This window comes from Ruegeria sp. AJ12, assembly GCF_056536245.1.
On the sequence record NZ_JBQFJJ010000001.1, the window covers coordinates 1,125,966 to 1,143,240 of the forward strand.

The window sequence follows — 17,275 nt, forward strand, 5'->3', positions numbered from 1 at the left end:
TAACCATATGAACTATGCTGAACGCTGGTCGGTTCAGCATGTAACATATTGACACTTTTCCCCATCTGCTTAGACTATTTTGTTGATTAGGCAGTTTAAATCGCTGGTGTGAGTGTCCGCGCATGAGCTGCCAAAAAGCCTTTTCAGTTTCAGCCCGGTGCGTCAGCGCCGGGCATTTTCGTTCCAATAGTGCGCATAATTACCGCAACTGCACTCTTGGAACAATGTATTTGTATATGCAATTTCAGATTCACAACTATAAGATGAGCATTGGTTGGGAGGGCGGAGTGCGCGCCCGCCCCTTGTCCGGGTTAACCGATTGCCACGGCTTTGATGTCCTCGTCGATGAACGGCACATATTGCTCAAAGTTTTCGGCAAACATCTGGACAAGTTTTTCCGCCTGCTTGTCGAAGGCGGCCTGATCATCCCAGGTGCGACGCGGATCCAGCAGAACTTCGGGAACCCCGGGGACGGATACCGGCACATCAAACCCAAAATTTGCATCCTTGCGGAATTCCGCGTCGGCAAGGGATCCTTCCAGCGCGGCCGTCAGCAGGGCACGGGTGGCCTTGATCGGCATCCGGCTTCCGACACCGTAGGCGCCGCCGGTCCAGCCCGTGTTGACCAGCCAGCAGGTCGCGCCGTGCTGGGCGATCTTGTTGCGCAAGAGGTTACCATACGCTTCGGGGCGGCGCGGCATGAAAGGCGCGCCGAAGCAGGTTGAGAAGGTCGGCTGTGGCTCCGTCACGCCGCGTTCGGTCCCGGCAACCTTGGAGGTGAAGCCTGACAGGAAGTGATACATCGCCTGTGCCGGTGTCAGCCGCGCGATCGGAGGTAGTACGCCAAACGCGTCGCAGGTCAGCATGATGATGTTCTTAGGATGTCCACCCAATGCCGATTTGGATGCGTTTGAAATGTACTCCAGCGGGTAGGCGCATCGCATGTTCGCGGTCAGCGAGTCGTCGTCGAAATCCAGCTCTTTGGTTTCGGGATCGAACACCATGTTTTCGATGACGGTCGCGAACTTGGAGGTGGTTGCGTAGATTTCCGGTTCCGCCTCGGCGTTCAGGTTGATGGTCTTGGCATAACAGCCGCCTTCAAAGTTGAATGTGCCGCGATCCGACCAGCCATGTTCGTCATCTCCGATCAGCACACGTGCCGGGTCGGCGGACAGGGTGGTCTTGCCGGTGCCGGACAGGCCGAAGAAAACGGCGGTATCAACCGGGTTGCCCACAGCGTGGTTGGCCGAGCAGTGCATCGGCATAACGCCTTTTTCCGGCAGCATGTAATTCAGCAGCGTAAAGACGGATTTCTTGTTTTCTCCGGCATATTCGGTGCCGCCGATCAGGATCAGCTTGCGGTCGAAATTCAGTGCAATCACCGTCTCGCTCCGGCAGCCGTGCTTTTTGGGATCAGCCTGAAAGCTTGGGCAGTTGATGACGGTGAAGTCTGCGGTGAAGTCGTCCAGATCCTCACGATCGGGGCGGCGCAGCAGATGGCGGATGAACAGGTTGTGCCAGGCCAGTTCGGTAACCATGCGCACATTGATCGAATAGGCTGGGTCTGCCCCGCCAACGAGATCCTGCACAAAGTAGTCGCGGCCCTTCATATGGGCCAACATGTCTTGGTAAAGTGAGTCAAACCCTTCCGGGCTCATCGCGGCGTTGTTTTCCCACCAGATGCTGTCGGCAACGCTGTCGGTTTTGACAACATGTTTGTCCTTGGGCGACCGACCTGTGAACTTGCCGGTCGAGACAAGAAACGCCCCGCCATTGCCAAGCGTACCTTCGCCCCGCTTCAGCGCCTCTTCGATCAGCGCCGGTTCCATGAAGTTGTAATAGACATTGCCCAGACCCTCGATGCCCTGATCCTCGAGGCGGAATTGCGGGTTAACCCGTCCAGATGTCATGTGTGTCTTCTCCTGTGGCAGCGCTGCAGCAGTTCGGCCACGTGCGCTCTTGGGGCATTTTACCGGTATATCCCGGCGGATAGGCGCCTCTTATCATGGTCATTTAGGGCATGAACAGGACGGTTTGGCGCAGTTAGCGCAACCAAGCACAGGTTTAGCGCCACCACGAAATTCCTGTTGGAAATCCGGGCAACAATTCGGGCAGGGCAAGGCAATTTTGCCGCATCCCTGCCGCAAGAATGGCATGATTCGCAGTTACGGATTGATTCGGTGGCTCAAAACCGCCAACAATGCCTTACAAATAAGCGTATTATTGCGCGAGTGAGCAGGAATAGGGGTGAACCCGATGTCAAAGATTGCACTGGTGGATGACGATAGAAACATTCTGACGTCTGTGTCCATGACGCTCGAAGCCGAGGGTTTCGAGGTTGAAACTTATAACGACGGACAGGCCGCGTTGGACGCGTTCAACAAGAAACTGCCTGATATGGCGGTGTTGGATATAAAAATGCCGCGGATGGATGGAATGGATCTGTTGCAGCGCCTGCGTCAGAAAACGCAGATGCCGGTGATTTTTCTGACCTCGAAAGACGATGAGATCGACGAGGTTCTGGGCCTGCGCATGGGTGCGGATGACTATGTCAAAAAGCCGTTCTCTCAGCGCCTTCTGGTCGAGCGTATCCGGGCGCTGCTGCGTCGTCAGGAAGCCACCAGCGGGGATGTCTCAGCCGCTGCGTCCGGCGACACCAAGGTTATGGAACGGGGTGAGTTGCGGATGGATCCGCTGCGCCATGCGGTTAGCTGGAAGGGCACGGATGTGTCTTTGACGGTCACCGAGTTCCTGTTGCTGCAAGCGCTGGCACAGCGTCCGGGCTTTGTCAAAAGCCGCGACCAGTTGATGGATGTGGCCTATGACGATCAGGTCTATGTGGATGACCGCACGATCGACAGCCACATCAAACGCCTGCGCAAGAAAATGCGGGCGGCGGACCCAGAGTTTTCGGCTATCGAAACCCTGTATGGTATCGGGTACAGATACAACGAAGAATAGGCGCGGCCGACTGCAAGAGGTAATGGGGTTCCGTGCGCGACACCGAACAAGCAAACGAAGTGCGCGACGGTGATGTCGTTCTTGGGGATGACTGGGTCATTCCTCAGGACCCCGACTCTGCTGAACTGCGGGAAAAACGATCCCGGAGAAACCTGTTTTCACTACGCGGATCGCCTCTTGCCCGAAAGATCATAACCTTCAATTTGATCGCACTCGTGATCCTGGTGACAGGGCTGCTCTATCTGGACGATTCCCGCAAGGAGCAGGTTCAGCAGACGGCCCGTAACCTGATCGGGGACGCGCAGCTGGTCAGCAACGTGTTTGAAACCCAGTTGCGACAGGGCGCCTCTCAAAACCCACAGGGCGCCGGAAATCTGGATGTCAAAGACACGCTGGCTGGCCTGAGCCTGCCTGAAGGAGGTGAAGTCTTTGTCTACGATGCCGGCGGAACCCTGATCGGATGGACGCGCGGGGCGGCCCCGGCTTCGGAGTTGCCTGTCCTGCTTCGCACAGATGCCGAAGTGCAAACCGGTGCTACTGTCATCAGTGACGCGCTGAACGCGGTCTGGACTGGGGTATCTAAGATTTTCAACTGGTCAGAAGTCAGTGAGGCGCCGACACTTGCGCAACGCGTTCAGGCCATCATCCCACAGGCTTTATTGGGTGAAAAACAGGTTCAGGCAGTTCAGGACGATGCAGGCGAGACCGTGATCGTGGCCGCTGCGCCAATCCTGTTTGAAGGTAAGCCGGTAGGGGCTGTGGCCATTGCCGGTCCGGCAGGGGAAATTGATGCGCTGGCCCGACGTGAACAGGAACGTATTCTGCAGATGTTCGTTGTCGCCCTTTTGGTCTCGGTAGGCCTCAGTCTTGTTCTGGCGTCGACGATTGCGAACCCGCTGGCAGACCTCGCTTCGGCCGCGGAAATGGGTAAGGATCGTGGGACAGGCGTCAATCCGGGGCGTATCCGCATCCCGGACCTAAGTGCCCGGCCCGACGAAATCGGGCGCCTCAGCCGTGCGCTGCGGGGCATGGTGACCGCTCTCTACAATCGCATCGACGCAAACGAGCAGTTTGCGGCTGACGTCGCGCATGAAATCAAAAACCCGTTGGCCAGCCTGCAATCTGCCGTTGGGACGCTGCGGATGGTCAAGCGCGAGGATCAACGCGACAAGCTCTTGGGTGTGATCGAACATGACGTGCGGCGCCTGGACCGGCTTGTCAGCGATATCTCCAACGCTTCACGTCTGGACGCAGAACTGGTCAAGGAAGAAGAACAACCCTTTAACCTGCTCAAACTCTTGGGCAATATCGGTCAGTATCTGGGGGATGAGGCCCGTGCCAAAGGGATCGATTACATCACGGACCTGCCGTCCGAGCCGATTGTGGTCAACGGGCTTGAGGCGCGTCTGGCCCAGGTTTTCGTCAACCTAATCACCAATGCGATTTCTTTCTGCGAAGAAAGCGACGCGATCCGAGTCTGGGTTCGGCAGCGTGACAACCGCGTGCTGATCGTGGTCGAGGATACCGGCCCCGGTATCCCCGAACAGTCCCTGACCAAAGTGTTCAAGCGGTTCTATTCGCAGCGCCCAGAAGAGCATTTCGGGAACAACTCGGGCCTCGGCCTGGCGATTTCGAAACAGATCGTCGAGGCCCATGGCGGTGTCATCTGGGCCGAGAACATTCGCCCGACAGAGGCCGATATCACCTCGGATCCGCTCGGCGCGCGCTTCGTTGTCGGGCTACCCGTCTGAATCCATGAGTGTCCCAGCCCTGTCAGATGTGACGGACCGGGACACAGCCTGCATTCACGCCACCTGTGTCGCGGTCCACGGCAAGGGAGTCCTGATTGTCGGGGCTTCGGGTACAGGAAAATCAGGTCTGGGCTTGCAGATGATAGCGCTGGGCGCCGAGCTTGTAGCCGATGATCGGGTCGATCTGCGCATGGAAAACAATCAACTCATGGCTGCCGCCGTAGCACCGATCTCTGGACTGATCGAGGCCCGCGGCATTGGACTGCTGCGGGCGATACCGAGCGGCCCTGTGCGCGTGGGCTGTGTTGTCGATCTGGACCACAGCGCATCGGCGCGGCTTCCAGACCCGGTCACGATCCGGGTACTGAGGCAAACTGTTCCCTTGCTTCACGCCGCGGACATACCCAATTTGGCATCAGCCTTGATACAACTACTGAAAATGGGACGCGTGGACCCGGAATGGCCCAGCACATGACTTCGCAGCGGCGCATTGTTCTGGTGACAGGTCCCTCGGGCGCGGGACGGTCCACTGCAATCCACGTGCTCGAAGACCTTGGGTTCGAAGCCATCGACAATCTGCCTATGGGTCTCTTGTCCCGCCTGTTGGACGGAGCCGACGATGATCGGCCTGTTGCGCTGGGCATCGACGCGCGAAACCGGGACTTTTCGACAATTGGCTTTATTGAGTTGGCAGAGAAACTGGGTCGTATGGCCCAGGTGGACCTGACTGTGTTGTATCTGGATTGCAGCGATGAGGTTCTGTTGCGGCGGTTCTCGGAAACCCGCCGACGCCATCCGGTTGCACAGGATGCCGGGCCGGAAACCGGCGTCCGGCGCGAAAAGGAACTCCTGGCCCCGATTCGAGAGATTGCCGATACGCTGATCGACACCAGCGTGCTGAACGTCCACCAATTGCGGGACGAGGTTGAGCGTTGGTTTGCCCCGCAAGGTGGGCGGCACCTTGCGGTTTCCATTGAGTCCTTCTCGTACAAACGGGGTCTTCCACGAGGTCTCGACATGGTGTTCGATTGCCGGTTTCTGGCAAATCCGTATTGGCGCCCTGAATTGCGGGCGGCGGATGGTCGAAACCCGGATGTGGCGCACTATGTAGAGGCGGACATGAATTATGCTCCGTTTTTTGACCGGGTTGTCGATTTGCTGAATCTGTTGCTGCCGGCTTTTCGGGCCGAGGGCAAAGCGCACCTGTCTGTTGCCTTCGGTTGTACGGGGGGTCAGCACCGGTCCGTCGCCATGGCGGAAGCGGTTGCAAAGGCTCTTGCAGAGGGGGGACAGCAGGTGGCAGTTAGGCACCGCGAGATGGAACGTCGATCGTTGAATGTGAGGCCAGATTGATCGGGATTGTGATCGTAGCGCACGGGGGATTGGCGCAGGAGTATCTGGCTGCCATGCAGCACGTGGTGGGACCGCAACCCGGACTTGCGGCAGTCGCGATCGAGGCCGACCACGACCGCGATGAAAAGCAGGCCGAGATTTGTCGGGCTGCGGATCAGGTGGATGTGGGCGATGGTGTGATCATCGTCACCGACCTGTTCGGAGGCAGCCCATCGAATCTGAGTCTTCGGGCCTGCGCCCCCCAGGATCGCCGAATTCTCTATGGTGCAAACCTGCCAATGCTGATCAAATTGGCCAAAAGCCGCCACTTGCCTGTGGCCGATGCTGTCCGGCAGGCAATGGAGGCTGGACGAAAGTACATCAATGCGCAGAATGTGACATTGGATTAAGACCGGACTTTTTCGTAATGACCACCCGCAGCTTGAAAATAATCAATGAAAAGGGCCTGCATGCCCGTGCCTCGGCAAAGCTGGTTGAAGTTGTTGAAGGCTTTGACGCGAACGCGGAAGTCTCAAGGGAGGGACTTTCTGCCTCAGGTGACAGCATCATGGGTCTTTTGATGTTGGCAGCCTCACGCGGAACGACTATTGACGTCGAGACATCTGGACCGGATGCTGAGGCGTTGGCAGAAGCTTTGGAAACTCTGGTGAACGACAAGTTCGGAGAAGGGTTTTAGGCCGCCCCTGCCGGGACAGGAAGAACGGGAAGACCAGGAATTGGCGGAAACAACGCACGAGACCAAGACAGCCCCGGTGTTGGATGGGACCGAGGATCAGGGCGAAATCTACGACCGTAGAACGCTGACCTATGCGAACTCTTTCGACGATGCCTGGACTTCGACAGCCATCCGCGCCATCGAATGGTGCACGGGCAAGCTGACCATTTTGCGCATGGTCAACACGTTCGAGAAAAAGAACGAATACTACCGGGGCCAACGGTTCTGGGGCGGCGCGCTGGAGGTCATGGGGATCGACCTGACAACACCGCCGGAGCAGATTGCCCGGATCCCGAAAAAAGGACCCGTTGTAGTGGTCGCCAATCACCCGCACGGCATGGTGGATGGCATGATCCTGGCCGAGTTGATTGGGCAGGTCCGAAGTGACTACCGCATCCTGACCCGCTCGGTTCTGACCGGTTTGGACGAAGCCGCGACCTCGTTCATGATACCGGTGCCGTTTCCGCATGATCCTGAAGCGCAGGTCAAGATGCTGGAGATGCGCGGCAAGGCAATGGAGCACCTGAAAAACGGCGGTGTCGTGGCCCTGTTTCCGTCGGGTGTTGTCATGTCGTCGGACGACTGGTTCGGCCCGGCGATCGAACGGGAATGGAACGTGTTTACCGCCAAGATGATCCGGCGGTCCGGGGCGCAGGTGGTTCCAATTTTCTTTCCGGGACGGAACTCGCGCGCCTATCAGATCGCCAACAAGCTTTCGGCGATCTTGCGGCAGGGACTGTTGCTGCATGAAATAGTCCGGTCCTGCAACAAGCCACAGTCCCCGGTCATCGGCGAACCGATTTCCGATGAGGATATGCAACTGCTCGAGAAAGATCCGCGCGGTTTCATGACATGGCTCAGAAAACACACGATGTCATTGAGCCGCTTGCTCAAATCCTGACCTGCATAGTTTTCTTCCGGCAAACCCTACCGGCTTGCGACTGACCTTTTATCGCGTCGGTACAGGGACTTCTCCGCGGTAGTCGTAGAAGCCGCGTTCGGTCTTGCGCCCCAGCCATCCCGCTTCGACATATTTCGTCAACAGCGGGCAAGGTCGGTATTTGGTGTCCGCCAACCCGTCATGCAGAACGTTCATGATGGCCAGGCAAGTGTCCAACCCGATGAAGTCGGCCAGCTCTAACGGTCCCATCGGATGGTTAGCGCCCAGTTTCATGGATTGGTCGATGGACTGCACATTCCCGACGCCTTCGTACAGTGTGTAAACGGCCTCGTTGATCATCGGCATCAGTATCCGGTTGACGATGAAAGCCGGAAAATCCTCGGCGCTCGCTGCGGTTTTGCCCAGCCGATCCACCACTGTCTTGCAGGCGGCGAAGGTCTCTTCGTCCGTTGCGATTCCGCGGATCAGTTCGACCAGTTGCATCACCGGCACCGGGTTCATGAAATGAAAACCCATGAAACGCTCCGGCCGATCCGTCCGGCTCGCCAGGCGGGTGATGGAGATCGACGATGTGTTCGATGTCAAAATCGTATGGGGCAACAGATGCGGCTGCAGGTCCTCAAAAATTGCTTGTTTGATGGTTTCGCGTTCTGTCGCGGCCTCAATCACCAGATCTGTCTGGCCCAGTTTGGGCAGGTCCAAGGTCGTCGTGATCCGTTTCAGCGCGGCCTGCATCGCATCGTCGGTGATCTTGCCCCGCGACGCCTGACGCGCGAGGTTGCCCTCGATCGTGGACAATGCGCTATCCAACGCGTCCTGACTGACGTCATTCAGCAGAACATCATACTCCGCCAACGCCAGCACATGGGCGATACCGTTGCCCATCTGGCCTGCGCCAATCACTCCGACTGATTTTACGTCCATTGTCCGGTGCCTTTGTCTCGGGATGTAGGGCGACACTATCGGCAGATCGGGGCGGGCGGCAAGGGCGTCCGGCCAATGGTATTTGCTTCAAATCCGCACATTAGGATTTTCTCAACACTTGGGGCGGCAAGATGGCAACCGGGTGAAATTTGGGTGAGTGTCATGGGCTATCATCAAAAGGACTCGGGAGGGCGCGAAGAACCGGCCTGCCAATACGCAGGGTCCAAGCTGTGGTTTCGAGGGCCAAAGCGAACGCTGGATGAGCCCTATGTGGCATGCTTTGGCGGAGACGAAACATTTGGGCGGTTCGTGGAACACCCATTCCCGGCGCTGCTGGACAGGCGGATGGGTGGCAGGTGCGTTAACCTGGGCAGCGTGTTCTGCGGTGTTGAGGCGTTGTGTACCGATCAAGGTTTGCAAACCCTGCTGAACGGAGCCCGGTTGTGCGTGCTTCAGGTGCCGGATGTTCCGGGGCAGACAAACCGGTTTTACCGTGTGCATCCCCGTCGCAATGATCGATTTCTAGAACCAACAGCAGACTTGTTGAAGCTTTACCAAGACGTGGATTTCACGGACGTGCATTTCGTGCGCCATCTGCTGACGCTGCTGCAGGCCAAGAACGACGCGCGTTTTGAACTCGTCGTGCAGGAACTGCGCGCCGCGTGGCTCCGCAGATGCAGTGCATTGCTCAAGAAAATCGAGACGCCGGTTGTTTTGTTGTGGCTACGTGTTCAGCGACATAATGAACTGGCGCATGAGCATGTTCCCTTGGACGCATCATCGGTGGCTCAACTCCGGCCGTTTTGCGCAGGCGTCGTGGAGTTGTCCGTTTCCGTGTCCGGCGAGTCTGACGATCTGGAGGATTTGCTGTTTGGAACCCTGCAACAGCCGATGGCGGAACACATGATCGGGCCATCTGCGCACAGGGCGATTGCGGAGCGTTTGCTGACGATACTCCGGGACCTGAACTAAAAAAGGCCCGCTGTTTGGCGGGCCTTTAGGTGTTGTCTGGTTGAATATGATCAGCCGAGTTTTTCGGTCAGCTCCGGCACGGCCTGGAACAGGTCGGCGACCAGTCCGAAGTCCGCGACCTGGAAGATCGGGGCTTCTTCGTCCTTGTTGATCGCCACGATGACCTTCGAGTCCTTCATGCCGGCAAGGTGCTGGATCGCGCCGGAAATGCCGACAGCGACATAGAGATCGGGGGCCACGACCTTGCCGGTCTGACCCACCTGCCAATCGTTCGGCGCATAGCCCGAGTCCACCGCCGCGCGGGAGGCGCCCACGGCTGCACCCAGCTTGTCCGCGAGGGTCTCGATCATTTTGAAGTCTTCTTCCGAGCCCACGCCACGACCACCCGAGACAACAACGCCGGCCGAGGTCAGTTCCGGACGGTCGCTTTCGGCGACCTTGTCCTCGACCCATTGCGACAGGCCGGGGTTGTCGCCGACCGGGATGGTTTCGACCGGGGCCGAGCCACCTTCGCCCGCGGCGTCAAAGCTTGCGGTCCGCAGGGTGACAACCTTCTTGGCGTCATTCGACTTAACCGTCTGGATCGCGTTGCCCGCGTAGATCGGACGCTCGAAAGTCGAGCCATCGACCACGCCCGAGGCGTCCGAGATCACCATCACGTCGAGCAATGCAGCCACGCGCGGCATGACGTTCTTGGCGTCGGTGGTGGCGGGGGCAACGATGTGCTCGTACCCATCGGCCAGACCCACGATCAGCGCTGCGGTTGATTCCGCGAGGCGATGACCCAGCGAGGCATCCTCGGCCACCAGAACCTTGGACACGCCGTCGATCCTGGCAGCGGCTTCGCCGGCAGCAGCCGCAGACCCGCCTGCAGCCAGAACGGTAATGTCACCCAGTGCCTTGGCCGCGTTCACGGCCTTGGCGGTGGCGTCAAAGCTGAGTTCGCCGTTGTTGACTTCGGCAAGCAGAAGTACAGCCATTACACAGCCCCGCTTCTTTGAGTTTCTGGACCAGCTCGTCGACCGAGCCCACGACGATACCCGCGGCACGGGCCGGCGGCTCGTCGGTTTTGACAACCTCCAGACGCGGGGTGACATCGACGCCGTAATCAGCGGCGGTTTTCTCATCCAGCGGCTTTTTCTTCGCCTTCATGATGTTGGGCAGCGACGCATAGCGCGGCTCGTTCAGGCGCAGGTCGACGGTGATGATGGTCGGCATCTTGACGCTGATGGTCTGCAGGCCGCCATCCACCTCGCGGGTGACCTTGGCGGTGTCGCCTTCGATGTCCAGTTCGGACGCGAAGGTGCCCTGGGACCAGCCCAGCAGGGCCGACAGCATCTGGCCCGTGGCGTTCATGTCGTTGTCGATCGCCTGCTTGCCCGCCAGAACGATGCCGGGCTGCTCTTCCTCGACCACTTTGGCCAGGATCTTGGCAACCGCCAGGGGCTCGATGTCCTGGTGCACATCGTCGGCTGCCACAACCAGAATGGCGCGGTCCGCACCCATGGCCAGCGCGGTCCGCAGCGTTTCCTGCGCCTGCTTGACACCGATCGACACGGCGACAACTTCGTCAGCCTTGCCGGCTTCTTTCAGGCGGATCGCCTCTTCGACCGCAATTTCGTCGAAGGGGTTCATCGACATCTTCACATTGGCGAGATCAACACCGCTGCCGTCCGCTTTCACGCGAACCTTAACATTGTAGTCAATCACGCGCTTGACAGGCACGAGTACCTTCATTTTGGCGCTTTCTCCTCAAAAAACGGCAAGCCGCAGGGCGACTCCACCCATGTTCTCGCGGGCCTAGATAGCGCCTTGCGCCGCGTCACAACAGAGCAAAATCGTCACGTCATGACACCGGGACGTCGCGTTTCGTGTTTTTTGACGTAAAGGAACACTAATATGCATGTTTTGCAGATTGGCTCAGATGTCCAGTCTAGGGACATCGATCTTCCGGCTCTTTGCGACCGCTAATTTCAGCGGTTGGCGCCCGGAACCCACAAGACGTCATCTTTGCCGCCGTTATTGGCGCAGCGCGCGGCCACAAAGAACCAGTCGCTGAGCCGGTTGAGGTACTTTACGGCAACGTCGTTCACCGGCTCCATATTGGTCAGTTCCACCGACAGACGCTCGGCGCGGCGTGATACTGTGCGACAGACATGCAGATGCGCGGCCAACCGCGATCCACCGGGCAGGATGAAACTGCGCAGCGGTTCCAGATCCGCGTTCATTGCGTCGATCTCGGTCTCAAGCCGGTCGATCTGGGCAGGCACGATGCGCAGCGGCGGATAATCTGCCTCGGCATCTTTTTCCATGTCGGGGCGGCAAAAATCGGCGCCGAGATCAAAAAGATCATTCTGGATACGGGCCAGCGCTGCATCGGTCTCGCCATCGGCCTCGGTTCGGGCAACGCCGACAAACGCATTCAATTCGTCCACCGTCCCGTAAGCTGTGACGCGACCAGAGTATTTTGCTACCCGCTCACCATTTCCCAGCGCGGTTTTGCCGTCGTCGCCAGTGCGTGTGTAAATCTTGTTCAGAACGACCATTTATTGAACCCCTTGCCCGCGCAGAAAGACGTAGAGCACGATCAACACCACGGCAATAAACTGGAACAGGATGCGCAGGCGCATCATCTTGTTGCTCTTCTTGGCAGCTTCCATGCCGCTTTTTCCAAAATTGGCGATACCAATCGTCAGCACGACGACAACTGCCGCCATGGCCAGAAGGAGAACGACCATCAAAAGGTCCATAACCAGTCACCGTCCGTGTGTTTTTTGTTTCATTGCGCCCCATCTAGCGCCGACCTGATCAAAAGCGAACGGGGTATTTCGCCTCAGATGTCCGAGAGGATGCGGTCGATGGCCTTTGTGGGCAGGATTCGGCGCAAATACCCGGCTATGTAAGTCGGCGTCGTCACATAATAGCGCGATCTTGGGCTTTTGGCTTCTACTGCGTGTGCCAATTTTTCTGTGACGGCGGAGGCCGGCAGTTCAAACCGATCCGGTCCCGAGCTTTCATAGAGGCGCTTGAGGAGGGATCCCTCGTATTTGTCGCGCAGGGCCGAGTTTTCCCAGTCAATGAAACGTTCAAACAGCGGGATCGCCTTTTCCCGCAGCTTTGAGGTTATCGGGCCGGGTTCGATCAGCACCACCTTTATGCCGGTGTCCCGGAGTTCCAATCGCATTGTATCGGTCAGGCCTTCGACGGCATATTTCGTGGCCACATAGGCCCCGCGCCAGGGAAAGGCCACCAGTCCCAGAACGGAAGAGCATTGCACGATGCGCCCGTGACCCTGTGCCCGCATGACGGGAATCACCTGACGCGTCAGTTCATGCCAGCCGAAGACATTGGTTTCAAAGATATGGCGCAACCCCTCGGTCGGAACGTCTTCGACCGCGCCGGGCAGCCCATGCGCGCCGTTGTTGAACAGCGCGTCGAGGGTCCCGTCTGTTTCCTTGAGGACTTGAGCTAATCCTGAAGTGATGCTGTCGCCGTCCGTATAGTCGATTTGGGGACTGTCAAAGCCCTGCGCCCGCAAACGGTCGCAATCGCGCTGCTGTCTGCACGAGGCAAAGACACGCCATCCCCGCGCACGCATACCGTGTGCTGCATCCAGGCCAATACCGGATGAACAGCCTGTAATAAGAATCGATTTCCGCATGTCATCCCCGGAACTGCCTTCGCCAATAGCTATGGTCGGGAGGTGCTCAGGGCAATGACATGCATGTGTTAGTTTGTGGTTTTGCGAACCAGTGAGGCAGAAATCCACCCGACCTGTTGCCCTTGCAACACGCGCAAGCGCAGCCAGCCGGTGCCGGACTCGCTCAGCACTTCGACTTTCTGGCCGAGTGTGGCTTTGCCGATGACCGGATAAATCGTGCCCGGGCCGTCGCGCATATTCACGCGGGTTCCGGACACTTCGCGGATATCTTTTTCGGGTTCCGGTACCGCCGAGATTTCAACCGCCACAGGTTCAGCATCCGATTTGATCTGCTGCAACCCGGCGACGCCCTGTTCCAGAGAGGCCAGTGTCAGTGTCGTGCCTTGATCGTCGAACAGGGATGGGTTTGCCTGCAGCCCCGCCGCAACGTCAGCCAGCAGCGCTTCGGCCTCGTCGTCATCCAACACAGGCTTGGCATCAGGTAAGGGCGCAATCACATCAGTTGGTTTCAACACCACTCGAGTGACGAGTTGTTCCACCGGCGCCGACTCCGGAACCTGTACAGGTGTTTCGGCGACGCGTTGTGGACTGTCCGAGCGCAGACCGCGCGGTTCAAAATCGGAACCTCCACTGACCACGTAAAAGGTCCAGCCAAGTAAAGCAAAGGTAACAAGTATCAGGCGCGTCATGGCGCATCCCCCGGTAATCGTAACATCAAAAATAGGCAGCAATTCAATTGATGGAATTCTAACATACTTGTGGGTACGAGTCGAAAAACGGGGGAAATCTGATACTTGCCTCCCCCTGTTGCAAAAACCGCGACTTGTCCCCAGCAAAATGCACGCTGCTTGCTTTACCCGACACTCCTAGCGTCGTATCACATCATCTATGAACGACACGATCGATGACCCCAATATGGAGACCCCTGACAATGGGGGCGAGGTGGCCGAACCGCTGCGCCGCGCGATTGGTGAGCGCTACCTTACCTACGCGCTGTCCACCATCATGCACCGGGCATTGCCGGATGCGCGGGACGGTCTGAAGCCCGTTCACCGGCGAATCCTCTATGCGATGCGCGAGTTGCGACTCAGCGCAACCGGGGGATTCCGTAAGTCTGCGAAGATTTCCGGCGACGTGATGGGCAACTACCACCCGCATGGTGACGCCGCGATTTACGACGCGATGGCGCGTCTGGCGCAGGACTTCAACGTCCGTTACCCGCTGGTCGACGGGCAGGGGAACTTCGGCAACATCGACGGCGACAACCCGGCGGCCTCGCGTTACACCGAGGCACGGATGACCATCGTGGCCGAGGCACTGCTGGAAGGTCTGAACGAGGACGCTGTCGATTTCCGCGACAACTATGACGGCACGCTGACTGAACCGGTCGTGCTGCCCGCTCAGTTCCCGAACCTGCTGGCCAATGGCGCAAGCGGGATCGCCGTGGGTATGGCCACCAACATCCCGCCGCATAACATCTCGGAACTCTGCGACGCCTGTCTGCATCTGATCAAGACGCCCGACGCGCGCGACGACACCCTGTTGAATTATGTCCCTGGCCCGGACTTCCCGACCGGTGGCGTGATTGTCGAGCCGCCTGAGAATATCGCGCAGGCTTATCGCACCGGGCGTGGCTCGTTCCGACTGCGCTGCAAATATGAGGTTGAGGATCTGGGTCGCGGCCAATGGCAGATCATCGTCACCGAAATTCCCTATCAGGTTCAGAAATCCAAGCTAATCGAAAAGATCGCCGAACTGATCCAGACCAAGAAAATCCCGATCCTTGCCGATGTCCGCGACGAATCTGCCGATGACATCCGCCTGATCCTTGAACCGCGCTCCAAGAACGTGGACCCCGAGGTGCTGATGGGGATGCTCTACCGCAACTCGGACCTTGAGGTGCGGTTCAGCCTGAACATGAACGTGCTGATCGACGGGGTGACGCCCAAAGTCTGCTCGATGAAGGAAGTGTTGCGCGCTTTCCTAGATCACCGGCAAGAGGTGCTGCTGCGCCGCTCACGTCATCGTCTGGGCAAGATCGATCACCGTCTGGAAGTGTTGGAGGGCTTTATTGTTGCCTTCCTCAATCTCGACCGGGTGATCGACATTATCCGCTACGATGACGACCCAAAGGCTGCGCTGATGCGCGAGATCTGGGGCATCACCCATGTCCGCGCCACCAGCGAAGCGGACTATGTCTCACCCAAACCGAGCGAGGGCGAATTGTCCGAGATTCAGGTCGATGCGATCCTCAACATGCGTCTGCGCAGCCTGCGGCGTCTGGAAGAGATGGAACTGGTCCGTGAACGCGATGCTTTGATGGAAGAACGCGCCAACCTCGAAGACCTGCTGGCCGATCCCGCCCTTCAATGGGCCAGGATCGCCGAACAGTTGAAGGAGACCAAGAAGACCTTTGGCAAGGACTACGACGGCGGAACCCGCCGTACCCGGTTTGCCGAGGCCGGCAATGTCGAAGAAGTGCCGCTGGAGGCAATGATTGATCGCGAACCGATCACGGTTGTGTGCTCGCAAATGGGCTGGATTCGCGCCATGACCGGCCATATCGACCTGACCCGCGAGCTAAAGTTCAAGGATGGTGACGGGCCGCGCTTCATCTTCCATGCGGAAACGACGGATCGTCTACTGGTATTTGCCTCGAACGGGCGGTTCTACACGGTCAGTGCCGCCAATCTTCCCGGTGGGCGCGGCATGGGTGAGCCACTGCGCCTGATGGTCGATCTGCCAAACGAAGCGCAGATAGTGGAGATCTTGATCCACAAGCCTGGGCGCAAATTGCTGGTAGCCTCGGACGCGGGCAATGGCTTCATGGTGCCCGAGGATGATGTGCTGGCCCAGACGCGCAATGGCAAACAGGTACTGAACGTCAAGGACGATGAGACGGCGATGATCTGCAAACCGGTTGATGGCGACCACGTGGCGGTTGTTTCGCAAAATGGAAAATTCCTGGTCTTTCCGGTTGACGAACTGCCTGAGATGACACGCGGCAAGGGCGTACGCCTGCAGAAATACAATATGGCGCGCGGGCGTCAGGGGACGCTTGAACTGGATGGTGGACTGTCTGACGTGGCTACGTTCAACTGGGAGGAGGGCCTCAAATGGTCAATGGGGGGCGACAAGACACGGCACGAGGCAGATTTGTCCCAATGGCTGGCCAAACGGGCGAGTGTAGGGAAAAAACCGCCCTATGGCTTCCCACGCGACTATAAGTTTTCGTGAACAGCGCGCGGCGAAGGGGAAATTCTGCCGATACGACTTGGCATAAACCATGCTGGTGCGCTACATCCATTGAAAACAGGCCTATCGAGAAAAGATGATGCTGCGTATTCTGACCCTGATCACCGGATTGGCCCTCATGGGCGCATGTACCCAGACGCAGCTCTATGAAGAACCTGAATCGCTCGGCGAGTTCAAATTGCGGGTAAACTATGCTTTCGCAGACAAGGCCGTTCAGGGGCCTGTGTCGCGGGATGCAACGCCCAAGGAATGGACGGACGCCATTCAGAACGCGGTCGACATCCGGTTGGGCCGGTACGAAGGCGCACAGGAATACGACATCGGGATCAGCCTCGAAGGGTACATGTTGGCGCCTCCGGGTGTTCCAATCATCTACAACCCCAAAAGCACGGCCATCGTCTTGGTGAATGTCTATGATGTGGGCAAAAAGGAATTCGTGGCCAAAGGCAAGCAGTTCCAGGTGCTTGAAGATACAACCGGCGAAAGTGCCTTTGCCGGCTCGGGCAACACCCGTACCAGAGAAGAACAGATGAGCGGGCTTGCCTTGAAAGTGGCAGACCGAGTCGAAGAATGGCTGGCCGAAGAACATCTGGAAAACGGCTGGTTCGACAAACGTCCGGATCTGATCCAGCCCCTCGACTCCGTCGAGGTTACACAAAATCCGGCATAGGGCATGGCTTTTCCCTCAGGATGTGCTTGATTTTCCCCTTTGAACCAAATATCTCGCGCGCGCAGATGTAACCACGGGACCACGGGTCCCCCAAATCGCAAAAGGGCGCCTG

Annotated in this window: 18 protein-coding genes; 10 read left to right on the plus strand and 8 right to left on the minus strand. The window is 58.2% G+C overall.

Features of this window, described 5'->3' with window-relative positions; translation table 11 throughout:
• Positions 1-311 precede the first annotated feature (311 nt).
• Complete coding sequence (locus ACR3E0_RS05725; RefSeq protein ID WP_480477012.1) at positions 312-1,910, minus strand: phosphoenolpyruvate carboxykinase; 1,599 nt, start codon at positions 1,908-1,910, stop codon at positions 312-314.
• Between the two features lie 346 nt (positions 1,911-2,256).
• On the opposite strand from ACR3E0_RS05725, the gene ACR3E0_RS05730 reads away from it, so the two are divergent.
• Genes ACR3E0_RS05730 through ACR3E0_RS05760 form a run of 7 tightly spaced genes read left to right on the plus strand, consistent with a single transcriptional unit; the run spans position 2,257 to position 7,681 of the window.
• Positions 2,257-2,961: a response regulator gene (locus tag ACR3E0_RS05730; protein WP_480477014.1), complete on the plus strand. Its 705-nt coding sequence runs from the start codon at positions 2,257-2,259 to the stop codon at positions 2,959-2,961.
• A 32-nt stretch (positions 2,962-2,993) separates the two neighbouring features.
• The gene (locus tag ACR3E0_RS05735; RefSeq protein ID WP_480477016.1) at positions 2,994-4,712 is read left to right on the plus strand and encodes an ATP-binding protein; all 1,719 of its coding nucleotides are present in this window, start codon (positions 2,994-2,996) and stop codon (positions 4,710-4,712) included.
• Positions 4,713-4,716: 4 nt separating this feature from the next.
• Positions 4,717-5,187, plus strand: coding sequence for an HPr kinase/phosphorylase (locus tag ACR3E0_RS05740; protein WP_480477018.1), 471 nt, complete (start codon positions 4,717-4,719; stop codon positions 5,185-5,187).
• Complete coding sequence (gene rapZ, locus ACR3E0_RS05745) at positions 5,172-6,065, plus strand: RNase adapter RapZ (RefSeq protein ID WP_480477020.1); 894 nt, start codon at positions 5,172-5,174, stop codon at positions 6,063-6,065. The genes ACR3E0_RS05740 and rapZ overlap by 16 nt, the downstream gene beginning before the upstream one ends.
• Entirely contained in the window at positions 6,062-6,454 is a 393-nt protein-coding gene (locus ACR3E0_RS05750) for a PTS sugar transporter subunit IIA (protein ID WP_480477022.1), read from the plus strand. The genes rapZ and ACR3E0_RS05750 overlap by 4 nt, the downstream gene beginning before the upstream one ends.
• A gap of 17 nt (positions 6,455-6,471) precedes the next feature.
• Positions 6,472-6,741: an HPr family phosphocarrier protein gene (locus tag ACR3E0_RS05755; RefSeq protein ID WP_480477024.1), complete on the plus strand. Its 270-nt coding sequence runs from the start codon at positions 6,472-6,474 to the stop codon at positions 6,739-6,741.
• 40 nt (positions 6,742-6,781) lie between these two features.
• Positions 6,782-7,681, plus strand: a complete 900-nt coding sequence (locus tag ACR3E0_RS05760) for a lysophospholipid acyltransferase family protein (RefSeq protein ID WP_480477026.1) — start codon at positions 6,782-6,784, stop codon at positions 7,679-7,681.
• Positions 7,682-7,729: 48 nt separating this feature from the next.
• Here ACR3E0_RS05760 and ACR3E0_RS05765 read toward each other — a convergent pair whose 3' ends face one another.
• On the minus strand, positions 7,730-8,605 hold the full coding sequence (locus ACR3E0_RS05765) for a 3-hydroxybutyryl-CoA dehydrogenase (protein WP_480477028.1): 876 nt from the start codon (positions 8,603-8,605) through the stop codon (positions 7,730-7,732).
• A gap of 162 nt (positions 8,606-8,767) precedes the next feature.
• Between ACR3E0_RS05765 and ACR3E0_RS05770 the strand changes: the two genes are divergently transcribed.
• Positions 8,768-9,577, plus strand: a complete 810-nt coding sequence (locus ACR3E0_RS05770) for a DUF6473 family protein (RefSeq protein ID WP_480477030.1) — start codon at positions 8,768-8,770, stop codon at positions 9,575-9,577.
• 50 nt (positions 9,578-9,627) lie between these two features.
• Here the strand turns inward: ACR3E0_RS05770 and ACR3E0_RS05775 are convergent, their stop codons facing one another.
• From ACR3E0_RS05775 to ACR3E0_RS05800, 6 genes are all read right to left on the minus strand, one after another.
• The gene (locus ACR3E0_RS05775; RefSeq protein ID WP_480477032.1) at positions 9,628-10,557 is read right to left on the minus strand and encodes an electron transfer flavoprotein subunit alpha/FixB family protein; all 930 of its coding nucleotides are present in this window, start codon (positions 10,555-10,557) and stop codon (positions 9,628-9,630) included.
• A complete protein-coding gene (locus ACR3E0_RS05780; protein WP_480477034.1) occupies positions 10,508-11,314 on the minus strand; it encodes an electron transfer flavoprotein subunit beta/FixA family protein in 807 nt (268 codons plus the stop codon). The genes ACR3E0_RS05775 and ACR3E0_RS05780 overlap by 50 nt, the downstream gene beginning before the upstream one ends.
• Before the next feature lie 236 nt (positions 11,315-11,550).
• On the minus strand, positions 11,551-12,123 hold the full coding sequence (locus tag ACR3E0_RS05785; protein WP_480477036.1) for a cob(I)yrinic acid a,c-diamide adenosyltransferase: 573 nt from the start codon (positions 12,121-12,123) through the stop codon (positions 11,551-11,553).
• Positions 12,124-12,327, minus strand: a complete 204-nt coding sequence (locus ACR3E0_RS05790; RefSeq protein WP_480477038.1) for a twin transmembrane helix small protein — start codon at positions 12,325-12,327, stop codon at positions 12,124-12,126.
• An 83-nt stretch (positions 12,328-12,410) separates the two neighbouring features.
• A complete protein-coding gene (locus ACR3E0_RS05795; protein ID WP_480477040.1) occupies positions 12,411-13,238 on the minus strand; it encodes an SDR family NAD(P)-dependent oxidoreductase in 828 nt (275 codons plus the stop codon).
• A 68-nt stretch (positions 13,239-13,306) separates the two neighbouring features.
• Positions 13,307-13,927, minus strand: a complete 621-nt coding sequence (locus tag ACR3E0_RS05800; protein ID WP_480477042.1) for an SH3 domain-containing protein — start codon at positions 13,925-13,927, stop codon at positions 13,307-13,309.
• A gap of 199 nt (positions 13,928-14,126) precedes the next feature.
• Here ACR3E0_RS05800 and ACR3E0_RS05805 point away from each other — a divergent pair, with 199 nt between their 5' ends.
• Together ACR3E0_RS05805 and ACR3E0_RS05810 are read left to right on the plus strand one after the other, a co-directional pair.
• On the plus strand, positions 14,127-16,475 hold the full coding sequence (locus ACR3E0_RS05805) for a DNA topoisomerase IV subunit A (RefSeq protein WP_480477044.1): 2,349 nt from the start codon (positions 14,127-14,129) through the stop codon (positions 16,473-16,475).
• A gap of 97 nt (positions 16,476-16,572) precedes the next feature.
• On the plus strand, positions 16,573-17,163 hold the full coding sequence (locus tag ACR3E0_RS05810) for a hypothetical protein (RefSeq protein WP_480477046.1): 591 nt from the start codon (positions 16,573-16,575) through the stop codon (positions 17,161-17,163).
• Positions 17,164-17,275 lie beyond the last annotated feature (112 nt).